We start from the raw sequence: 21,375 nt of genomic DNA, 5'->3' as shown, positions 1-21,375 counted from the left end.
AAGTGATTCAAGGAGGTCAATCGTAATGAAAAAAGTGGGGAAAATTTGGTTAGTAAGTTTATTTTCATTTATTTTATTATTTTCAGCGGCATGTTCTAAAGATACTGGTGGCTCTCAGGAAGAAGGAAAATCAGACAAACCAAAAGAAGATGGGAAGGAAACGGTTTCCTTATCAATTGGAAGCTGGAGAACAGAGGATACAGCTGGCTATGCAAAAGTAATCGAAGCGTTTAATAAGCAATATCCAGACATTAAGGTTGAGTTCAAGCCTTCAAAAAACACAGAATATAACACGATTCTAAACACTTCATTACAAAGTGGAGAAGGTCCGGATATCATTCATTTACGACCATATGCACCAGGTATTGCATTAGCAGATGGAGGCTATATTGAGCCAATCGACGGACTAGAAGGATTAAGTGCATTCCCTGAATCTGCGTTAGCAGCTTCTAAAGGATCAGATGGTAAGCAATATGGTGTTCCACTAAATATGAGTACAACGCAAATGTTCTATAATAAAAAGATTTTTAAAGATTTAGGATTAGAAGAACCGAAAACATGGGATGAGTTCATTACACTTAATGAAAAAATAAAAGCAGAAGGCATTACCCCAATTGCGTTAGGAAGTAAAGAAGGTTGGTTATTATCAGCTGCACATGGAATTTTCGGACCAGCTCATTATGGCGGCAATGAATTTGTCGACAAAATAACAAAAGGTGAAACAGACTTCAATAGCCCTGAATTTGTAAACTCGATTAAAGCGATGGATGAGCTTAAAGCCTACTTCCCGGCGAACTATGAAGGTCTTGGGATGGAGGATATTCGAACATTATTCTTTACTGGCAAAGCAGCGATGTTCCCGATGGGAAGCTGGGAAATTGAAGTATTGCGCGGCATGAACCCTGATTTAGATCTTGGCTTTTTCCCAATGCCATCTGCGGTTGGAAAAGATGTAACCATTACAGCTTGGGTTGATGGATCATTTGCTGTGAACGCAAATTCTAAACATAAAGAAGAGGCAAAAAAATTCCTGCAATTTTTAACGACTACAGAATTTGGTGAGCTATTTACGAAAGAATTTAAAATGATTAGTGCAAACCCAGCTGTTAAATCAGACGATGAATTAGTAAATGGTTTAAGTGAAGCAGTTGCTTCCATCTCAACACCATATATGATGGTGGTTCATTTTGCTGGGGGAAATCCAACTTCAAAAGCTACGTTAGAGCTTGAGCTTCAAGGTATGTATCTTGGCCAGCAAACACCTGAAGGAGTAGCTGAGAAAGTACAGGAAAATGCAGAAACGTGGTTTAAACCATTTCAATAAGAAAAGCGCAAGCGCCTTGGTCAGTGACGTATAAACTGGACTGACCTCGACTAAAGATAAAGGAAACACGACGAGTAAAGATATGATCGCAGGCTAAGATCGCCACGTCCTGTGGCAATGCCTGCGCTAGCACATCTGTGCGTCGCAATGTTGACTTATCGTAGGGAGAGGGAGGGCAGACTAAGTGCGCCACGTCCTGTGGCAACGTCTGCACTAGCACGTCCTGTGCGTCGGAAGTTTACTAGTCGCTAGTCGCTGGAGCTAGACACTCATCTAGCTTTAAAGATATAAATTCTGATATCAATAAAAAAGGCGTTAAGTTTTCCAAAAAAAGCTTTGTTAAAGGACATTGTTGATTTGTAAACCTGTTGATTGGAGTGGAAGGTGCGAGCCTCCACAGGTGCGATAGCACCGAGGAGACTCCTGGACCCATGCGATCGCTAAGCAACCTGAAGCGGAAATCAACAGCTTTTTATAACAGAGCCTCTAAAAAAATAAGATGGCGGTGAATACATGCAAACAGAAGTAAATCCAGTTCAAGTAAAACAAGTGAAGCAAAGGAAGTGGAAAAGATGGAATATTCATCTTTTCCCTATTCCCGCCCTCGTTATTTATGGATTATTTATCGTTTATCCTTTAATTGCAGCACTTACCTACAGTTTCTTTGATTGGAAGGGAATTAAAAGAGGGGCATTCATCGGGCTAGAAAACTATAAAAATCTCTTTACGCTTCAGCCGTTTAGCGGCATGTTTTGGAATGCCTTCGAGCATAATGTATTGTATTTTATTGTACAAATGGTCGTACAAAATGGAATCGCATTTCTTCTTGCATTTATCATTTATCAAAAAATTCGAGGTGCAGAGTTTTTTAAAATTGCGTATTTCCTGCCGAGGCTGCTTTCTGTTATTGTTGTTGGTTTTCTATGGAAGTTAATTCTTAATCCGAACTTTGGAGCGTTAAATGTACTTTTAGGTAAATTTGGATTAGAGTCTCTTCAAGAAGCTTGGTTAGGAAATCCAAAGACGGCATTGATGGCTATTATTCTAGTAAACTGCTGGTTTGGGATAGGCTTTTCTGTGTTAATCTTTTTAGCTGGCTTTCAATCGATTCCAAAGGAATTGCTTGAAGCCGCGACTTTAGATGGGGCGAAAGGGTTTACCATCTTAACGCGAATTATGATCCCATTAATGGTTCCATCTATCATGATCATTACGGTGCTTACATTCATCCAATCGTTCGAGGCGTTTGAGCTTGTTTATGCGATGCAAGGGTCACAGGGAGAACCATATCGTTCAACTGACACGTTGGCCGTCTATTTTTATCGATTAGCATTTGGAGGATCAACTGGAGATTCAACGGCAATCGGACTTGGCTCTGCTTTAGCCGTCGTTTTATTCATCTTTATATCAACATTTACAGCCATTTTATTAAAAGCAATGAAGAAAAAAGAGATTGAGATGTAAAAAGAAAAAGTGGAGCCATAGCAGGACAAAGAAAGGGGGAAATAAGGTGAAACATACTATTTGGACACGACCGCTGTACTATATCATTGCCTTTTTATTTGCCTCGATTAGTCTATATCCGATTATCTTAATGATTTTATCCTCTTTTAAACCGAGTGCTGAAATATTTATGAGTCCGCTTGCATGGCCAAAAAGCTTTAGCTTCGAAACGTATCGCAATCTTTTGGACCAAATTCCATTCATGACCTATTTTTATAATAGTGTATTTGTCAGTGTGATCTCTGTTTTGCTCATTTTAGTAACGACATCGCTGGCTGCTTTCTATATTGCAAGATATACATTTTGGTGGAATAATATTTTGTTTTTCTTCTTCTTAATGGGTATGATGATTCCGATTAAGCTAGGAATTGTTCCATTGTTTTTGTTAATGAAGGACTTAGGGTTAACGAACTCTTTATGGTCACTTATTATGATGTACACGGCACAAGGGATTCCATTGTCCATTCTAATTTTAACAGGATTTTTCCGAACAATGCCAATGGAGCTTGAAGAGGCTGCAAGAATGGATGGAGCAAGTGATTTGCGAATTTTATGGGATGTCGTTTTACCTTTAATGAAGCCAGCATTAGGAACAGTGATGATAATTAATTTTATTAATGCTTGGAATGACTTTTTCTTTCCATTAATCTTTATTTCCGATGAGATGAAGAAAACTATTCCTGTTGGGATGATGAAATTATTCGGAGAATATTCAGCTGATTGGGGAGCTTTATTCGCGGGATTAACGCTATCCTCACTGCCAATGATTATCCTCTTCTTCATCGCATCAAAGCAATTTATGGAAGGGTTGACTGCTGGTGCTGTTAAATAGTGATTTGTTCATCGGCTTTGATGGTGGGGGGACGAAAACCATTTGCATCATCGGAGATTCACAGGGAAGGATTATCGCCTCCGCTATTGGTGCTTCGACAAACTTAAAGTCAAGACCAGAGGAGAAAGTGAAAGAAGTTATTTATCAGTTATTAGATGAGTTGCTTCAATCAGATCAAATCCAAATGGAGCGAATAAAAGGTGTATTCGTATCGACAGCTGGTGGAGATCGAGAGGAAGATCGGAAACGGTGGCAGCAATGGATTGTTGAGTATGGGATAAAGCCATATAAGCTATCGGTTGCCAATGATGCAGTAGCCGCTTTAGCCGCTGGTACAAAAGGGCAGAATGGGATTGTTTTAATTGCAGGAACAGGATCTATTGCGTATTCGGTAAGTGATGGACTGTCAAAGCCTATTCGTGTCGGGGGCTGGGGTTATTTAATCGGTGATGAAGGCAGCGGCTACCATATTGGCAATGAGGCGCTAAGAATGATTACCCGTTCATATGATGGAATAGAAGATAAAAGAGAAGCATTTACGAAGGATATTTTAGAAAAAATGGGGCTCGAAACAGCTGAACAATTAATTACCTTTATATATGAAGATCCGTATCCGAGGAAATTAATTGCTTCTATTGCCGACCATGTTATTACATTGGCTGAACGTGATGAGCCTCATGCAGCGGGTATTATACAAAGCGCAATCGAGCAGTTAGTCCATTTAGTCATTGCGATTATGAATAAGGATAAGGAAAGTCTTGACTATCCATTAGTTATCTCTGGGGGATTATTTCAATCAGACTACTTTAGAATGGGATTTGAACAAACTTTACGGTTAAAAGGCTGTAGTTTACCTATTATTTTACCAAAGTATCCTCCAGTTGTCGGTTCATATATGAGCGCCATTATTCAAAGTGGGAAAACGATCACCGCTAATATGGAACAAAACATTGATCATTTTTGGAGGAAGAAAAATGAATCACACTAATCCTACATACTTAACGGAAATGAGAAATAAAAGGTCTGAGAATTTACATCAATTCTCAACGCTTGAGATTATTCAATTAATGAATCAGGAAGATAAAAAAGTTCCTGATGTTGTTGAAAAGGCGCTCCCACAAATAAGTGTTGCCATTGATGCGGTAGTAAGTTCATTAGAGCGTGGTGGAAAGTTATTTTATATTGGGGCTGGAACAAGTGGCCGTCTTGGAGTATTGGACGCTTCGGAATGTCCGCCTACCTTCGGTGTACCACATGATTTAGTGAATGGGATTATTGCTGGTGGAGAAAAAGCTGTTCGTTTTCCAATCGAAAATGCCGAGGATAATCGAGCAGCAGGAAGAGCTGAGGTAGAACGTTTGTTAACGTCTAATGATATCATCATTGGAATTGCTTCTAGTGGCACAACTCCTTTCGTATTAGGGGCATTGGAAAAAGCAAATGAAAACAACATTCCGACGGTTGGAATCTCTTGTAATATGGGCTCAGAACTAACGAAACTTTCTAAGTACCCAATTGAAATTCCAGTCGGTCCAGAAATCGTTACAGGTTCTACACGCTTGAAAGCTGGTACAGCACAAAAAATGGTCCTAAATATGATCTCAACTGCAAGCATGATTAAGCTCGGCAAAGTATATAAAAACCTAATGGTCAATGTTCAAGTTACAAATGAAAAGCTTAGACAACGATCCATTTCGATTATTTGCGACTTGACGGGTGTTGATGAAGCAACTGCTAAAGAGATGAATGAAAAAGCAAATGGTAACACAAGAGCAGCTATTTTAATGATTTTGTTTTCTGTTGATTATGAAACGTCTATTTCCATCCTTAACAACCATAACGGACATTTTCCAAAAGCGATGGAGGAACTTCAGAAGAAATATAGAAAAACAGATTCCAATTAGCTGGAATCTGTTTTTTTTGATTAATGAATGAAATTCATTTACTGAAAGCTTATAATATAGGCTTTGTCTGAACTTTACATCTATAAAATAGAAATATATAATTTGAATGTAAATCTTGAGACAATTAAGAAAAAAGAATATTTAATTTAGGCTGTTTTCGTAAAGTTTGTTGCTTTTTTTTATTTAGTTCTCTGAGTTTATTGGAGCGGAGGGTACTTGACTCCTGCGGGAATGGAGGCTCACGTTCCTCCCCGCGGAAAGCAAGAACCCGCAGCAGAAATCAACGGGCAAAATTTGAAGGCAAAACAACAATATATGTGAAAAGAGCCTTTAATCTATTAATAGAAGTTATATGAGTACTGTAGGTGGTTACTAATGAAGCAATTTACGGATTTTATCCAAGTAAAACGATATTATATATTTATGCTATTAATTATAGCGTTTATGATAACAGGAGTAATCATTAATAATCCCTATTTTGCTCAGTATGATTTAGGACGAGTGATTCATATTATTCTTGTTGTTCTCCTAACGATATGTATATTACTCTATCCAAAGTATGAAACATTTATTTTCAGAACAGTCATCATTATCTTTGTCATGGCTTATACGTATACCCTCTTTTTGCTGTACCCTGAAACATGGTCAACATTTGTTCTAGTCTGTTTTAGTCCGGCTATTTCTATTCTTTTGTTTGATTCTAAGCTCTTTCATTTTTCAATAGTATTGAACGTTCTGTTCATGACGATATTTTATTGTTATATTTTTTTGTATGATACAGGAAGTTATTTCGCTTACGTGCGGTTTGACATAATTGGTAATATCATTAATTTTTTTGGAAGCCAAGTTATTTTATATTTAATTTTTTATTTTTCGTTTTTGCGAATTAAGAGACTCCAAATATATTATGAGCAAATTCAGCAGGCTGAGCGTTTACGGCTAACAGGTGAATTAGCTGCTGCCGTCGCCCATGAAATTAGAAATCCGCTTACTGTAGTGAAAGGATTTTTGCAATTATATGAACAGGATAATGATACGAAGCATGAAGTAAGGGATAAGTTTACGTTAATGATTGAAGAATTAAATGCCGCAGAACACGTAATTTCAAATTTTTTAACGATTGCAAAACCAGATAAAGATAAAAAGATAGAGGCTATTAATGTAAAAGAAGCAATTCAAAGTGTGACAGATTTAGTGAAATCCTATGGTTGTTTACATGCTAATCGAATCGAATTTAATGTTCTGGATAATTGCTATATTGCCATTAATTTTGTCGAGTTTAAACAGTTATTCATTAATATTATCAAAAATGCCATTGAAGCCTCTAGCAAAGGGAATACCGTATTCATTCATGCAGAAAAAAAGCTAGATTGTATCGTAATCAAAGTAGAAGATACTGGATGTGGGATGACAAATGAGGAGATTAGCCTTCTCGGAACGCCTTTTTACTCACTAAAAAGTAAGGGCACTGGTTTAGGAATGATGATTTGCTTTAATACTGTTGAAAAATATGATGGGAAAATCGAGATTACGAGTACAAAAGGGAAAGGTACTATCGTGACGGTCAGCTTTCCATCGTGTGAGTGGAAAGGAGTTTAGCATAAGATCTCCAGTATTTGAATATTCCCGTATAGCTAAGCTGCGATAAATGGCGGATTACGTCTTTATGGCAACGAAGCTATACGGGCTTTTTAATAATTTTTAATTTTAAAAAAAACAATTAAAAATGTAGTTGACAAATAGGAAAGAGATAGATAAAATTGCATAAAGTTAATAATTCTTATTGGATAAGTCGGTATTATTTTGTAACTATTGTGGCACATTAATGGAATAAAAAAGCAGTTGTCAATATTGAGTCCCAAAGGTGGACAATTTCATCCCCCTCTTAAATAAAGTGAAAAGCCCTGTAAAAGCCCTGTAATTTTATAGGGCTTTTCTCTGTTTAACTTATTGGCCCATTAGTAAAGACATTTACGATCTTTTCCGTTAAACTAAGGAAGTTATAGTTTTTCTAAGCTAGTAAGAAGGTTTAAGTTTATTAACGTAATAAAGTAAAATGAAATTGAAGTTTTACTCCCACTAATAATATCGCATAAGAAAAGCTAAGCATTCGCCGAAGGACTTGGCGAACGCCGAGTTTTTCTAACAAGGAGAGACAATATGCGTACATATGGACGGTTTGTAACGAAGGCTTATAAATATATTATTGTGATTTGGGTTTTGTTAGCAGTCGTAATGGCGTTTTTCGCTATCCGCCTCCCATCTATGCTTCAGGGTGATGGATTTCGGATGAATAGTGAGCACTCTGAAGTCATGGATATTGCTGCTAATACATTTGATATGCCTGTTGAGATCATGTTTTTAGTCTTTGATAAGGTGAGCGATGATAAGATAGAGGCGACACTGAAAGAGATTGCCGATCTTAAAGTAACCTCAGATATTACCTCACCACTTGAAGATTCTTCACTTTATAAAAGTGACCTTTCTTATGCTCTTCTACATTTTGATGATGAGCAGGCGGATATGTCCAAAATTGTAACGGGTATTCGGGAAACCATCGGGGAAGAGAAAGGAATTATTCTAACAGGAGCACCTGCCATTTCAAAGGATATTAATGCTGCAAGTCAGCGAGATTTAATGATTGCTGAAGCAATCGGTCTTCCAATTGCCATTATCGTTCTTTTATTTGCTTTTGGTACAGTTGTTGCTTCCTTTATTCCACTTATTATTGGACTTAGTACGGTTATTGTATCATTTGGTGTATTAACAATAGTAGGTGGTCAAGTTGATTTGTCCATTTTTGTTCTCAATATCATCCCGATGCTAGGGCTTGCATTAAGTATTGATTTTGCTTTGTTATTTATTAGCAGGTATCGCGAAGAACGAAAGAAATCAAGCTTACATGAAGCTGTTGTTACAACTATTCAAACGGCAGGACGAGCAGTCATTTTTTCAGCTTTTTGTGTTTTTATTGGTCTTGGTGCAATGCTTATTATTAAAGTTGAGATTTTTCAAAATATCGCAATTGGTGGAATGATAGTTGTTGCGATGGCTGTCATTAGTTCTATTACACTTTTGCCTTCAATCTTAATTGTGTTAGGAGATCGGATTGATAAGTGGCAAATATTGAAAATAAAACAGAACGGTACTGACCGCTGGCGGATGTTTGCTAATGCTGTCATTAAGCGGCCAATTATCATCACGCTCCTTGCCTTAATTTTATTAGGGATTGCGTTAATTCCTGTGAAAAATATGGACTTAACGATTCCAACGATTGATTCATTGCCGAAGTCGTATGAATCTCGGCAAGCATATGAGTGGATGGATGAAAAGTTTGGATTTGGAGAAAAATCGTCTGTCTATGTCATTGCCACACGTGAAAATGGTTGGGAAGATAGTGAAGGATTAAAGGATTTAAAGAATTTAGAAGATGATTTCCAAAATGATTCACTCGTTGATCATGTATCTACCATATTTTCTTTAAGCGGAATCCAATCACCGGAGGAATGGGAGCAGGCATGGGCAGCTCCAGGAATGGAGGCAACCCTCCAACCATTATTGAATTCATTCATTCAAGAGGATAAATTGTTAATACCTGTGACCCTTAAAGCGTCTGGTAATTCAAATGAAGCACAGGATTGGGTTCGCCATTTATCAGAAAAGGAAACAGATTATCAGCTTATGGTTGGAGGTCAACCAAAATTTAATCAAGAAATTTTCGATGAAATTTCGAATAAAATTTGGCTTGTGCTTACTGTTATTATTGTGTCGACATTCGTCATCTTAATGATCGCCTTCCAATCCATATTAATACCGATTAAAGCGATTTTGATGAATATTTTTGGTTTGTCTGCCACGTTTGGTATTCTCGTTTATATTTTCCAATATGGTCATTTCGGCTTGCCAGAAGGCACAATAGCCCTCATTATTCCGGTTATCGTTTTTAGTTTAGTATTTGGTTTAAGTATGGACTATGAAGTATTTCTGATTTCACGAATGCAAGAGGAATATGCCCATTCCCTGGATAATGATCGAGCGACAGTAGAAGGGCTTGCAACAACGAGTAAAATTATTACTTCTGCAGCACTCATCATGATTGTTTTAACAGGAGCATTTGCTTTTACAGATGTTATGCCAGTGAAGCAAATAGGTGTTGGAATCGCAATTGCGGTCGCCATTGATGCAACAATTATTCGTCTATTACTCGTACCAAGCTTAATGAAACTATTTGGCAAATGGAACTGGTGGCTACCATTTAGAAAAGGACCATATAAAGCAGGAAGCTGGCATTGAGATTAAAATAAAGGAGGCATATCCCTGTCCTATTGCTTGAGGGGAGATGCCTCCTTACGCTTTTTTATTTCGTAAGATTTAATTGTTTTTGATCAATCCAGACAGTTGGCTCTTTAATGACGCAGTCTATATGTACACCTGCTTCATTTGTCCCTCCGAACGATTTATTACTGCCAAATGCGATATGAACCGTTCCGAATACTTTCTCATCCTCAAGAACATTCCCAGTTAGTCGTGCACTTTTATTTGTCCCAATGCCAAATTCAGCGATGATTCTGCCGTTTTCCTCTCCTAAGAGCTCAAGAAGCTTTTTACCATCGTCTCCACTTGCATCGACTAATCGACCATTTTTAACCGTTAATACAATGGGATCTTTCAAAATTCCGATTCCTGCGATCGAACCATCGATAACAATCGAGCCATTTGCAGAGTCTTCAACTGGTGCAATATAGCTTTCACCAGAAGGAAGATTGCCTGACTCTCCTTTTTCACGAAACACACCTGTACTACGAATCCCTTTTCTTCCTTCAATTGAAAAAGTAAGGCGAGTGCCATCTTTTTTTATCTCAACGGATGAACCTTCATCTAGTAAACTCACATAATAGTCTGTTAGCTCTTCTACTTCACGATAATTGGCGGTAATCGCCCCTTCATGAAGCATATCTAATGTAATGCCAGGCATTGTTGCAATTCTTGCTCCAGATGCAGATGCTTCTTTTCTAGCTTTCGTATGACTGAGTGAGTTCTTCGTTATACAAAGAACAACGTCTACTAATTTCATTACGTCAGCAACTGTGGAAGGAGGTTCCTCACCAGATTTGCTTGTCGTTTCCATTTGCATAATATTTGTTTCGTTTCCTAATTGTAATCCCGCTTGAAAAAATATGTTACCAATTTCAAAAAGGTTTGGGTCTGTAACAATTAAAATACGCTCATTTTCTTTAATAAATAAATTATGATTCAGAACAGATTTAGCCAATTCAATTAATTTTTCCATACTAATCCTCCCATGAATTAAGGTTTCAGCTTCAGTTGGAATCGCTTAATGGTCTTAGCCGTCTCATCCCTCGCTTCTTTTAAAAGAGGAAGATATTCATTTGTTTTCTCATCGGTCATTCGATATACAGGTCCTGATACAGTAATGGACCCAATCACTTCATCTCGATCAAATAGTGGAACAGCAATTGCGATGACATCTTCTGTATATTCGCCTTGGCTTTTCGCCCAGCCCAAATCACGGATTAATTGTAATTCTTTTCGCAATTTCTCCGGGTCCGTCATCGTAGTGTTTGTATATTGAACTAGCCCTTTTTCGATGATTGCTTCAGTAATCTCCTCCTGTAAAAAAGCAAGTATGGAGCGGTAAGAAGCACCAACATATAATGGTGATCGGCTTCCTGCTGAAACAGAAAATTTTACTTTATTTTCCGGTTCAATCACATCAAGTGTGACTGCTTCATCTTTATCTAAGACCGTCAGGAATACAGACTCCCCTGTGTTATCAGACAATCTTTTTAAAGTAGGACGGATTAAACTAGCAATATTCAAGCTTTCGTACATAATCATTCCTAATTCCCATACTGCATATCCTAATGAATATTTCTTCGTTATCGGATCTTTCGAAATAAATCGATTTTTCTCGAACGTTTCCAGGATTCGGTATATATTCGTATGATTCATGCCAAGCTCTGTGGCTAGCTCTCTGCCCCCCCATTCTGGTTTTTCTTTCGTAAACATTCGTAAAACCATCAGTGATGAATCTAATGTCTTTAACATGAAGAATTCTTCCCCCAATAATGAATAATTGATAAAATTTGAAAGATTAGTAAAACTTTAATTAAGGTGAATGTCTAGCCTAGAACCTAGCTTCTAGTAGACTCTCAACGCTTTTCTTTGCTAATAGAAGAGTGTAAGTTTATGAATGTGCTGAAGTAACGAGCGAGTGCTAATAAACTATCGACAAATAATATTAGGTAAGGAAAGCTAAGGCATTCGCTGAAGGGTCGGCGAATACCAAGTTTTTATATATAATGGCAGTTTTTCTCAATTATTTCAACTTACAATCAAGTGCCCCTGATTGAGTTTCTCTTTATCGGTGAGAAGAATTTCCTAGTTATATAGAAATGATCGTAATGACAAGATGATAGGTCTTAATTCCTATTTGAGTTCAAGAAATCAATGACTGCCGCTATATAAACTTTAGCACATCTGACAATATCTTCAACTCGAACTTTTTCATTATAGCCGTGAATACTAGGTAAATAGGCTGGTCCATATTGAAGGACAGGTATATGATGATCTCTAAAGTGACGGGCATCACTGCTAGCCCATTGCATAACCCCGTATGCTTCCTTACCAGTTACATGAGAAATATTGTCGACAATTGCTTTACATACTGGATCGTCAGCAGATGTGTAATTAGCATGACTTCTAAATCCAAACGGATGAATTTCATATCGAATGCCTAGCTCATCTAATTCTTTTCGTAAAAAGGAAGTTACTTCGTCACGGGTAACACCGAATGGGAGTCGGCAGTCAACTTGAACTTTACAGCTTTCTGGAATGACATTTGATTTCGTTCCCCCATGAATAGTTCCGATATTTACAGTAATTCTTTCAAGTACAGGCTGGAATTTCTCGCGGTCCTTTTCAATTTCTCTCATATAACGTTTTGAAACGTCAATTAATGGTTGAACCTCATCAGGCAATTTAATGTCAAGTTCCCATAGCTTTCTTATTTTTTCAATCGCAGCGATCGCATCGGTGATCGCATTGTTGCCAGCAATCGGTGAAAGACTACCATGACCTGGTACACCGAATACTTCAAGTTCAAACCAATAGGAGCCTTTTTGCCCGATTGTCGGATTTAAGGGGGAAGAGGGTTCAGCAATTAAACAGCCATCTCCATGAATAATCCCTTTTTCTAATAACCATGGAACTCCAAATTCTCCGCCTGTTTCTTCGTCTGGAACAATCGCTAACGTAAGTTTTCCTGGTAAATCAATCTCAAGTTTTTTCAAGAGAGCAAAGACGAAAATAAGTCCACCAAGGCCAGCCTTCATATCGCTAGCCCCTCTTCCGAGAAGCCAGCCATCCTTCACTTCACCAGAAAATGGGTCGAAATCCCATTTTGATAAATCCCCAGCTGGGACAACATCTGTATGTCCGCAGTAGATTAATTCTTTTCCATTTCCATTTCCAATAGTTGAAATGAGGTTAAACATTTTATGAGCAGATTCATGCCAATTTGTTTCCAAACCGAATTGGGAAAGATAATCCGTAATAAATTGGCTGATTTCTGTTGAATCTCCAGGTGGATTTTCACTTGGAATTTTAATTAATTGGCTGCAAAGTTCGATTAATTCATCTTGACGCGCTTCGACTTCATCAATTAATTTCTGCTTCAACAATGTTAAATCGGTCATCCTACATTCACCTGATTTCCTTTTGTTTGTAAATGGGTCATCTTCCCATAAAGTGCTTCTAAACGGCTAAATTCAGCTTCTTCAAAAAAGGCACATTTATTTTCTCCATATAGTTTGGCTACTTCAATAACAAAACGCACTACTTGTTCAACATCAGTTGGGTGTGTTGCACCTGTACCACAGCCGGCAACAGCTGTTTCAGTCGTAATGGCTACCCCTACAACTGGGCTTGAAGTGGCAACAGCTGGTTGAAGAATACTATTAACATGGTAGACACCATTTCCGTAAGGAGTAATATCTTGTGTTGTGATAGGCAATGTGACTGGGAGTATCCCTGCTGATTGTGTATATATTTGAAGCAAGTCGCTGCTTACTTTTAGAATATAGCCTTCCTTAACGGTCGGTGTAATGGCAAAGCCTCGATGGTTAGTGATCATATTCCCTTTTGTCGTATCAATGGAAAGAATCGCATCCATTTCCTCTGTTACTTCATGTTGATTCATTGCTAATATATCTACTGGTGAATCCATGAATGGCACTGGATCATGTGGCAAAGTAGGAGCGGTCGGACAAATATGTGTCGTCAAAATGATATCCCCATTTAAACGATCCCCTTTACTAGTCATATCTAGTAATTTAGCTGCAGCAGCCATACATGATAAGGCTCCATCTCCATCGGAAACAAAACCTTTTACTTCAGGACGTGCACCGATGCCTCCTAAACGGCCAATAATCCCCAATGTAGGAGCATTTCCACCGTTTGATTTCCCATTTTCACCAGCAATCTTCACTTTTATAAAATCTGTTGATCCTTTTTTTCCTTCGACTGTTTCAACCGAAATGTCCCCATCTTGAGAAATCGTTCTTAAGTAGTCTTTTACATCCTGACCTGAAACATGAATATTATCTAATAACTCATAAACTTCCATAACATATTTTAACGACATATTAAATTCCTCCTTAAGTTTACTGAACTAAATGACAGGATACTTTGTGTCCGCATAATTTTTCATTTAATTCAGGACGTTCTTTTTTACATATATCAACGGCATACGGACATCTTTGGTGAAAATGACAGCCAGACGGCGGATTAACAGGACTAGGGACATCTCCTTTTAATAGAATTCGTTCCTTCTTTTCGTTAGGTCCTTCCTTTGGAATGGCTGATAGTAAAGCTTGAGTATATGGATGACTAGGTTTTTCATAGATTTCCTTATATGTTCCCATTTCAACAATTTTCCCAAGATACATAACAGCAATGCGGTCACACATATATTTGACAACATTTAAATCATGGGAGATGAACAAATACGTTAGACCGAACTGTTTTTGCAAGTCTTTTAATAAATTGATAACCTGTGCTTGAACGGAAACATCTAAAGCAGATACAGGTTCATCACAAATAATGACATCTGGGTTTAATGCTAAAGCTCGCGCAATATTAATACGCTGTCTCTGTCCACCTGAAAATTCATGTGGATAGCGTTCTCCGTGATAACTGCTTAATCCGACAACATCGAGGAGCTCTTGAACACGTTTTTTGCGGGATGTCTTGTCCCCTATTCCGTGTATAATTAACGGTTCCATAATTAATTGTTCAATTGTCTTTCTAGGATCGAGTGAAGCATAAGGGTTTTGGAAAACCATTTGAATTGACTTTCTTGATGAACGAATTTCTGCTGTCCCAAGCTTTGCTAAATCTTGCCCATTAAATTCAACTGATCCAGAAGTTGGGCGGATTAATTGATTAATTAATCGAGCCATTGTTGATTTCCCACAGCCAGATTCGCCAACAATCCCAAGCGTTTCACCACGAAACACTTCAAAACTAACACCATCAACAGCTTTTACACTTTGGGTGGATTTTTTGAAAGGAAGCGGATCATCAATTGGGAAATGCTTTTTTAAGTTTTCGACTTTAATAATGACTTCACTCATGATAAGCCCGCTCCTTTCGTATTAATTTCTCTGTTTTTGTTTGAAAATGACAGGCAACGAAATGTCCAGTCTCGACTTCAATCGATTCTGGTTTTTTCGAGAAGCAAATCTCTTTTGCATATGGACAGCGGGCTGCGAAATGACAGCCAGGCATTTCTTCCCGTAAATCAGGTGGACTGCCGGGAATAGCAGACAGCTTCTCTTCATCGGTCATGTCACTCGTAATCTGAGAATCTAGTAATCCCCATGTATATGGATGTAGTGGATTATCATGAATTGCATGCACATTTCCGGATTCAACAGTATTTCCTGCATACATGACGATGACTTTATCGCAAAGCTCCCAAACAACACCGAGATCATGGGTAATCATAATAATCGAGGTACCGATTGTTTTTTGTAAGTTTCTCATCAAATCAAGAATCTGTGCTTGAACCGTTACATCAAGTGCGGTTGTTGGTTCATCTGCAATTAATAGCTTCGGATTGCAGGCAAGAGCAATCGCAATCATGACCCTTTGTCTCATCCCCCCCGAAAACTCATGAGGATACATATCAATTCGTTTTTCTGCCTCTGGAATGCCAACAAGTTTGAGCATATCGAGAGCTGCTTTTCTCGCTTCTTTTTTCGATATTTGTTGGTGAGTACGAATAGATTCCATAATTTGATTTCCGACTTTATACACTGGATTTAAGCTTGTCATCGGATCTTGGAAAATCATTGAAATTTCATTCCCTCTGACATCACGCATCTCTTTATCTGATAAAGCCAAAAGGTCCTTGCCTTCAAACAGCATTTTCCCGCCAGCAATTTTTCCGGGTGGATTCGGAATAAGCCGTAAAAGAGCGGTAGCTGTGACACTTTTCCCTGAGCCTGATTCTCCAACAATGCCAAGGGTTTCTTTTTTATTTAACGTAAAACTCACACCATTTACAGCCTTCACTACTGAAGAGGAAGAACGAAAATGTACCTCCAAATCTTCAACCTTCAAAAGAAGATCTGACACATGTGTCACCTCCATCAATGTCTTAATCAAATTCGCCTTGGCGTATTTGCGCCCAGATTAATACCTTCGTCTGCTCAATAAAGTTAAACCTTCATTTTTGGATCTAATGCGTCACGTAACCCGTCACCAAACAAGTTGATGCCAAGAACCGTTAATAAAATGGCTAAACCTGAGAAAGTAGCCATATGTGGACTTAATACTAAAAAGTCTTTTCCATCTTTCAAAATACTTCCCCAAGAAGCAGTCGGTGGCTGAACACCTAAGCCTAGAAAGCTTAATGCTGCTTCAGAAATAATGGCTCCAGCTATGCTCATTGTTCCATAAACAATTAATGGAGCTAAACAGTTAGGGAGGACATGTTGAAAAATAATGCGTTTGTCGGTAGCCCCTAATGAGCGTGTTACTTCAATAAATTCTTCTTCTTTTACACTAAGCACTTGCCCACGGACGATACGTGCAAAGCCTGGTATATTGGCTACTCCGATCGCGATAATAACGTTTAGAAGTCCTTGTCCGAGAACAGTCATAAGCGTAATTGCTAATAAAATAAACGGAAAGGCGAAGAGACCATCCATCGTACGCATAATAATGGAATCAAGTCTTCCACCGAAATAACCTGAAACAAGGCCGAGCAAAGTACCGAAAAATGCCCCAAATACAACGGCAGAAACCCCAACAATTAATGAAATTCGCGCCCCATAAACAACACGGCTAAACAAATCTCTTCCATAGTTATCTGTTCCGAGAATATGTCCATTCGTACCTGGCGGCAAAAGTGAGCTCACGACATCCATTTGATTAGGAGGATGAGTAGCAATTAATGGGGCAAATATGGCCATAATGGACATAATAACAGTTATGGATAAACCAATTGCTGCTAGTCGATTTCGAATCAGCTTTTTAAACAAATTTGCTTCTTTTTTTTGTTTTGCTACTGGAGCCGAATGGGGGTTCACATTTTCTAAAGGTTCCATTATTTCATCCCTCCTTTGTTAGACTGATAATTTACTCTCGGATTGACAACTTTATATAAAATATCAACGAGCAAATTCACAACAACAAAGATGACAGCAATGAAAAGTACTGTCCCTTGTACAACGACAAAATCCCGTTTATCAATCGCATCAACAATTAATCTTCCCATCCCAGGCCAACTGAAGATCGTTTCGGTCAAAACGGCTCCACCAAGCATCATAGAAATTTGCATGCCTAGTACAGTCAGGATAGGAGTTAATGCGTTTTTAAATGCATGTTTACAAATGACCCAAAACTCACTTAATCCTTTCGAGCGAGCTGTTTTAATATAATCATGTGAAATGACCTCTAACATACTTGAACGAGTAATTCTAGCAAAGGTCGCCATCGGAATTGTGGCGAGAGTAACACTTGGCAGGATTAAATGTTTAATATAAGGAATGAAGCCTTCTTCTAATGTCCCCATTCCCGTAGCAGGGAACCAGCCAAGATTCACACTAAAGTAGAGAACGAGCATAACACCGAGCCAAAAGATTGGCATGGATACACCTATTAATGAGACAAGCATAACTGAATAATCTAATAGAGAGTTTTGTTTTGAAGCAGAAATAATTCCTGCTGGAATCCCGATTATGACTGCAATAATAAGGGAGCTTATGGCGAGAATGACCGTATTCGGAAAGCGTTCCATAATTAGACTCATAATTGGTTCGTTATATGTGTAAGAAACTCCTAAATTTCCCTGAAGTAAATTCCCGAAATATTGAAGAAATTGCATATACAATGGTTCATTTAAACCTAATTTCTGTCTTAGTGCTTCTATATCTTCGACACTGGCTTGAGGTCCGAGCATAACACTTGCAGGATCACCAGGTATCATTCTCGTAACGATGAAGACAATAATAGCGACGACGAAAATCGTTGGTAACAGATCGAAAATTCTTCTAATTATATACTTGCCCATTTTATACCTCCATTTCTATTATTCACTATTTGAAACAGTGATTCGATATCTGAATTATGAATTAGTTTATCACTTTAACTTTAAATTTGTAAATATATAAATTTAAAAAAAACATGGAATAAATTTTCTTTTGAAAATATTAAAAAAATATTTACTCTTTAATTTGGATGTGTTAACTTATTTTTAAATTCACTATCTGAATTACTGTTTCACATATTGAATCAAAAAGGAGGATATTATGAAGAACAAAGTTAAGAAAGTTTGGTTGCTGCTAGCTGTCTCAGTTGTTTTAGTATTAAGTGCTTGTTCAGGTGGAGGGACGAAGGAAACGCCCGCTAATAACAATGATTCATCTGCAAATGCAGGAGAACCACAAGATGGCGGTGTATTAAAGGTAGGTTTATCTGCAAATCCAAAAACATTAGATCCCATTCAATATACCGGTGTCTATGAATCTCAAGTTATGCGTTCTGTCGGTGATACTTTAGTTGTATATAGTAAGGATTTAAGTGAAGTAATTCCATCCCTTGCAACAGAGTGGAAAGTGTCAGATGACATGAAGGTTTATACATTTAAATTAAGAAATGATGTGTATTTTCAACCTGGAAAATATCAAGATGGTAGACAAATGACGGCAGAAGATGTGCAATACAGCCTTGAGCGTTCCGCAAAGCATTCGGCGATGAACCGTCTACGTGGAGTTGAAAAGGTAGAAGTGACAGGTGAATTTGAGGTTGCAGTTCATTTAACAGATCCAAATGCAGCATTATTAGCTGTACTAACTGATGCTGGGAATATGATTGTGCCGAAAGAAGAAGTAGAAGGTTGGGGCGACCAATTTGGAAGTCATCTTGTAGGTACAGGCCCATTCCAAATTAAAAATTGGCAGAAAGACCAACAAGTTGAGCTTGTTCGCCATGATAAATATTGGGGTGAAAAGCCACATCTTGATGGTGTTACCTATAAAATTATTGCTGATCCGAACATGATGACAAATGCATTACGTTCTGGTGATATTGATATCGCAACTGATATTAAAGGACAAAACCGTGAGCTTATTAAAGCAGATGCAAACTTAGAATTATTATCTGAGCCAGCTCTTTCTTTAACTTATCTTGATTTAAATAATAAAAAAGGTCCAACTGCTGACCCGAAAGTTCGTGAAGCGATTTATAAAGCAACAAATGTCGAAGAGATCGTAAAGGGTGTTAATCAGTGGGGTGGAGCGGAAGTTTCTTATATGCCGCTACCAAAGAAATCTTGGGGTTATAGCAAAGATTTAGAGAAGCTTACACCAACATTTGATCCAGAAGCAGCAAAGAAGCTTCTTGCTGAAGCCGGCTACCCAGATGGGTTCAAAACGGAGCTTTATTTAGCAGAGGCTCGTGTACCATACGGAACGATTTTCCAAAACCAAATGAAGGAAAACTTAAATATTGATGTGGAACTTAAAGTAGTTGAATGGGGCACTTATAGTGATACCGTTTCAAAAGGAAATGCTCCAATGTCAATTGGCGGTTGGACATGGTATCCTGATCCGTATTTCTTCTTATACCAATTATTCCACAAAGATCAATTAGGAGCACTTGGTAACGGAAAGGGCTATGAAAACCCTGAAGTTGATGCATTATTAGATAGAGCTGTTTCTGAAACAGTTGATCAAAATGAACGTGCGGCATTATATCAACAAGCATTAGAAATTATTTTGAAGGATGTACCACGTATTGAACTTGATAATCTTGATGCTTCAGCAGGTATTAACAAAAAAGTACAAGGTTTTAACGTGTCTCCAGACTTCTCAATCCAAATTGTTCATCCGAACGGAACAAACGTTTCATTAACAAAATAAAAAAGGTATAAGAAAAGTAGAGAAGCTTCTCTACTTTTCTTATATCCAAAACAAGATTATCGAATTCATCTCGAATTACTTATTGAAATAGGCGGCAAGTAATATTTTTTCAGAAAGAGGGGTTAGCGATGCAAAAGATTGCCATTACAAATGCCAAAGTATACAACAATGAAACGGGCGAATTCTCTCCGTCCACCGTGTTAATGAATAATGAAAAAATTGAAGCTGTTGTCCATCCTTCTGAAAAGCTTGAGGGCTATTCAATCATTAAAGCGTCAGGCTGCTATGTAACTCCAGGCTTTATTGATACATGTTCACAAATTGGCTTAAAGGAAATGGGGATCCGTTGGGAAGGGCATGATGGCTATGAACCGTTTGAAAAAGATAGCCAACACCTTCATGTAATAGATGGTATTTATCCTTTCGATCAAGCATTTCAAAAAGCAATAGAAGGTGGAGTAACAGCTTCACATATCGTTTCTTCAGCAGAATCAGTCGTCGGGGCAAAAACAGCTGTTATTCACACGCATGGAAAAACGATCGATGACATGATTCTCATCGATCATCTAGGATACTCCTTTTCAATGGGGGATGTCCCGAAAAAATCAGTTTGGGATAAAACTCATTCACCACTTACTCGGATGGGGATTGCACTCCAAATTCGTTCGACATTAAAAAAGCTTTCAACAAATGTAAATCTGAAAGAAGCTCCAATCTTCATTCGTTGCCATCGTGCAGATGATATGGAAACCGCTATTCGTATTTCAGAGGAGTTTGGACTTCAAGTCATTCTTGTTCATGCAACAGAATATGCAAAGCTCACGGCTGAAGCAAAGCAAGCTCAATTCTCAGTTATTGCGGGTCCATGTTTTCAGCCAATTGAAAGAAGTGAATTAATCAATTTGAGCCCATCCTTGTTTTTAGAGCTTGCAAATCATGACTGTTCATTTACGTTTGCAACGGATCATCCTGTAAGTTCGGTAAACCATTTACAGTTGGAAGGAGCATTAGCAGTAAAGGCAGGCGTTTCAGAAAAAGAAATATTAAATGGCTTAACTCAGCAAGCAGCGAAACGATTAAAAATCGAGCATCTCACCGGCTCGATTAAGGCTGGATTATTCGCCGATTTAGTTATCTGGAATGACCATCCGCTGCAATTAACAGCAAGAGTGGAAAAAACGTTTATTAAAGGTCAGCAAGTTTATCACTTGTGATGAATCATCATAGAAGTAAAGTATCCAAATAATTATTGAGCTGCATGAAATAGTTACATTAGTAGGGCTTCAAACTTAAGATCAATGAAAATAAGCCTCCGGCAGCTGACTCAGATTTTTTCAAGAAATGTATCGGACAAACCGTTAA

At 38.0% G+C, this 21,375-nt stretch carries 17 protein-coding genes; 9 read left to right on the top strand and 8 right to left on the bottom strand.

From position 1 onward, the window contains the following. Nucleotides 1-25 precede the first annotated feature (25 nt). The 7 genes from KDN24_RS25675 to KDN24_RS25645 all read left to right on the top strand — a co-directional run bounded on the left by KDN24_RS25675 (nt 26) and on the right by KDN24_RS25645 (nt 9,856). Complete coding sequence (locus tag KDN24_RS25675) at nt 26-1,324, top strand: ABC transporter substrate-binding protein (protein WP_409971194.1); 1,299 nt, start codon at nt 26-28, stop codon at nt 1,322-1,324. 513 nt (nt 1,325-1,837) lie between these two features. Next, nucleotides 1,838-2,788 carry a carbohydrate ABC transporter permease gene (locus KDN24_RS25670; RefSeq protein WP_409971193.1) on the top strand — a complete coding sequence of 317 codons (951 nt, stop codon included), beginning with the start codon at nt 1,838-1,840 and terminating at the stop codon, nt 2,786-2,788. A 46-nt stretch (nt 2,789-2,834) separates the two neighbouring features. Next, complete coding sequence (locus KDN24_RS25665; RefSeq protein WP_409971192.1) at nt 2,835-3,659, top strand: carbohydrate ABC transporter permease; 825 nt, start codon at nt 2,835-2,837, stop codon at nt 3,657-3,659. Further along, nucleotides 3,646-4,647, top strand: a complete 1,002-nt coding sequence (locus KDN24_RS25660) for a BadF/BadG/BcrA/BcrD ATPase family protein (protein ID WP_409971191.1) — start codon at nt 3,646-3,648, stop codon at nt 4,645-4,647. Before KDN24_RS25665 ends, KDN24_RS25660 begins: the two co-directional genes overlap by 14 nt. Beyond that, the gene (gene murQ, locus KDN24_RS25655; RefSeq protein WP_409971190.1) at nt 4,634-5,563 is read left to right on the top strand and encodes an N-acetylmuramic acid 6-phosphate etherase; all 930 of its coding nucleotides are present in this window, start codon (nt 4,634-4,636) and stop codon (nt 5,561-5,563) included. Before KDN24_RS25660 ends, murQ begins: the two co-directional genes overlap by 14 nt. Nucleotides 5,564-5,938: 375 nt before the next feature. Continuing rightward, complete coding sequence (locus KDN24_RS25650; protein ID WP_491348232.1) at nt 5,939-7,162, top strand: ATP-binding protein; 1,224 nt, start codon at nt 5,939-5,941, stop codon at nt 7,160-7,162. Nucleotides 7,163-7,723: 561 nt separating this feature from the next. Next, complete coding sequence (locus tag KDN24_RS25645; RefSeq protein WP_491348231.1) at nt 7,724-9,856, top strand: MMPL family transporter; 2,133 nt, start codon at nt 7,724-7,726, stop codon at nt 9,854-9,856. A 64-nt stretch (nt 9,857-9,920) separates the two neighbouring features. Here KDN24_RS25645 and KDN24_RS25640 read toward each other — a convergent pair whose 3' ends face one another. From KDN24_RS25640 to KDN24_RS25605, 8 genes are all read right to left on the bottom strand, one after another. Beyond that, nucleotides 9,921-10,853, bottom strand: a complete 933-nt coding sequence (locus KDN24_RS25640; protein ID WP_409971187.1) for an aminopeptidase — start codon at nt 10,851-10,853, stop codon at nt 9,921-9,923. Between the two features lie 17 nt (nt 10,854-10,870). Continuing rightward, nucleotides 10,871-11,632, bottom strand: coding sequence for an IclR family transcriptional regulator (locus KDN24_RS25635; protein ID WP_409971186.1), 762 nt, complete (start codon nt 11,630-11,632; stop codon nt 10,871-10,873). A gap of 374 nt (nt 11,633-12,006) precedes the next feature. Then, nucleotides 12,007-13,281: a M20 family metallopeptidase gene (locus KDN24_RS25630; RefSeq protein WP_409971185.1), complete on the bottom strand. Its 1,275-nt coding sequence runs from the start codon at nt 13,279-13,281 to the stop codon at nt 12,007-12,009. Further along, a complete protein-coding gene (locus KDN24_RS25625) occupies nt 13,278-14,228 on the bottom strand; it encodes a DUF1177 domain-containing protein (RefSeq protein WP_409971184.1) in 951 nt (316 codons plus the stop codon). Before KDN24_RS25625 ends, KDN24_RS25630 begins: the two co-directional genes overlap by 4 nt. 19 nt (nt 14,229-14,247) lie before the next feature. Further along, nucleotides 14,248-15,219 (bottom strand): ABC transporter ATP-binding protein, encoded by a 972-nt coding sequence (locus KDN24_RS25620; protein WP_409971183.1) that lies wholly within the window; start codon nt 15,217-15,219, stop codon nt 14,248-14,250. After that, the gene (locus tag KDN24_RS25615; RefSeq protein ID WP_409971182.1) at nt 15,212-16,225 is read right to left on the bottom strand and encodes an ABC transporter ATP-binding protein; all 1,014 of its coding nucleotides are present in this window, start codon (nt 16,223-16,225) and stop codon (nt 15,212-15,214) included. The genes KDN24_RS25620 and KDN24_RS25615 overlap by 8 nt, the downstream gene beginning before the upstream one ends. A gap of 83 nt (nt 16,226-16,308) precedes the next feature. Further along, complete coding sequence (locus KDN24_RS25610) at nt 16,309-17,199, bottom strand: ABC transporter permease (RefSeq protein ID WP_409971181.1); 891 nt, start codon at nt 17,197-17,199, stop codon at nt 16,309-16,311. Continuing rightward, nucleotides 17,199-18,164 carry an ABC transporter permease gene (locus KDN24_RS25605; RefSeq protein WP_409971180.1) on the bottom strand — a complete coding sequence of 322 codons (966 nt, stop codon included), beginning with the start codon at nt 18,162-18,164 and terminating at the stop codon, nt 17,199-17,201. Before KDN24_RS25605 ends, KDN24_RS25610 begins: the two co-directional genes overlap by 1 nt. Nucleotides 18,165-18,402: 238 nt before the next feature. Between KDN24_RS25605 and KDN24_RS25600 the strand changes: the two genes are divergently transcribed. Next, nucleotides 18,403-20,013, top strand: coding sequence for an ABC transporter substrate-binding protein (locus tag KDN24_RS25600; RefSeq protein WP_409971179.1), 1,611 nt, complete (start codon nt 18,403-18,405; stop codon nt 20,011-20,013). A 128-nt stretch (nt 20,014-20,141) separates the two neighbouring features. Further along, on the top strand, nt 20,142-21,227 hold the full coding sequence (locus KDN24_RS25595; RefSeq protein ID WP_409971178.1) for an amidohydrolase family protein: 1,086 nt from the start codon (nt 20,142-20,144) through the stop codon (nt 21,225-21,227). Nucleotides 21,228-21,375: the final 148 nt, after the last annotated feature.

The organism is Cytobacillus sp. Bva_UNVM-123 (assembly GCF_046351715.2).
Lineage (GTDB): Bacteria > Bacillota > Bacilli > Bacillales > Cytobacillaceae > Cytobacillus.
Note: the sequence above shows the minus strand (reverse complement) of the source record. Positions and strands in the feature narration are given on the sequence as shown.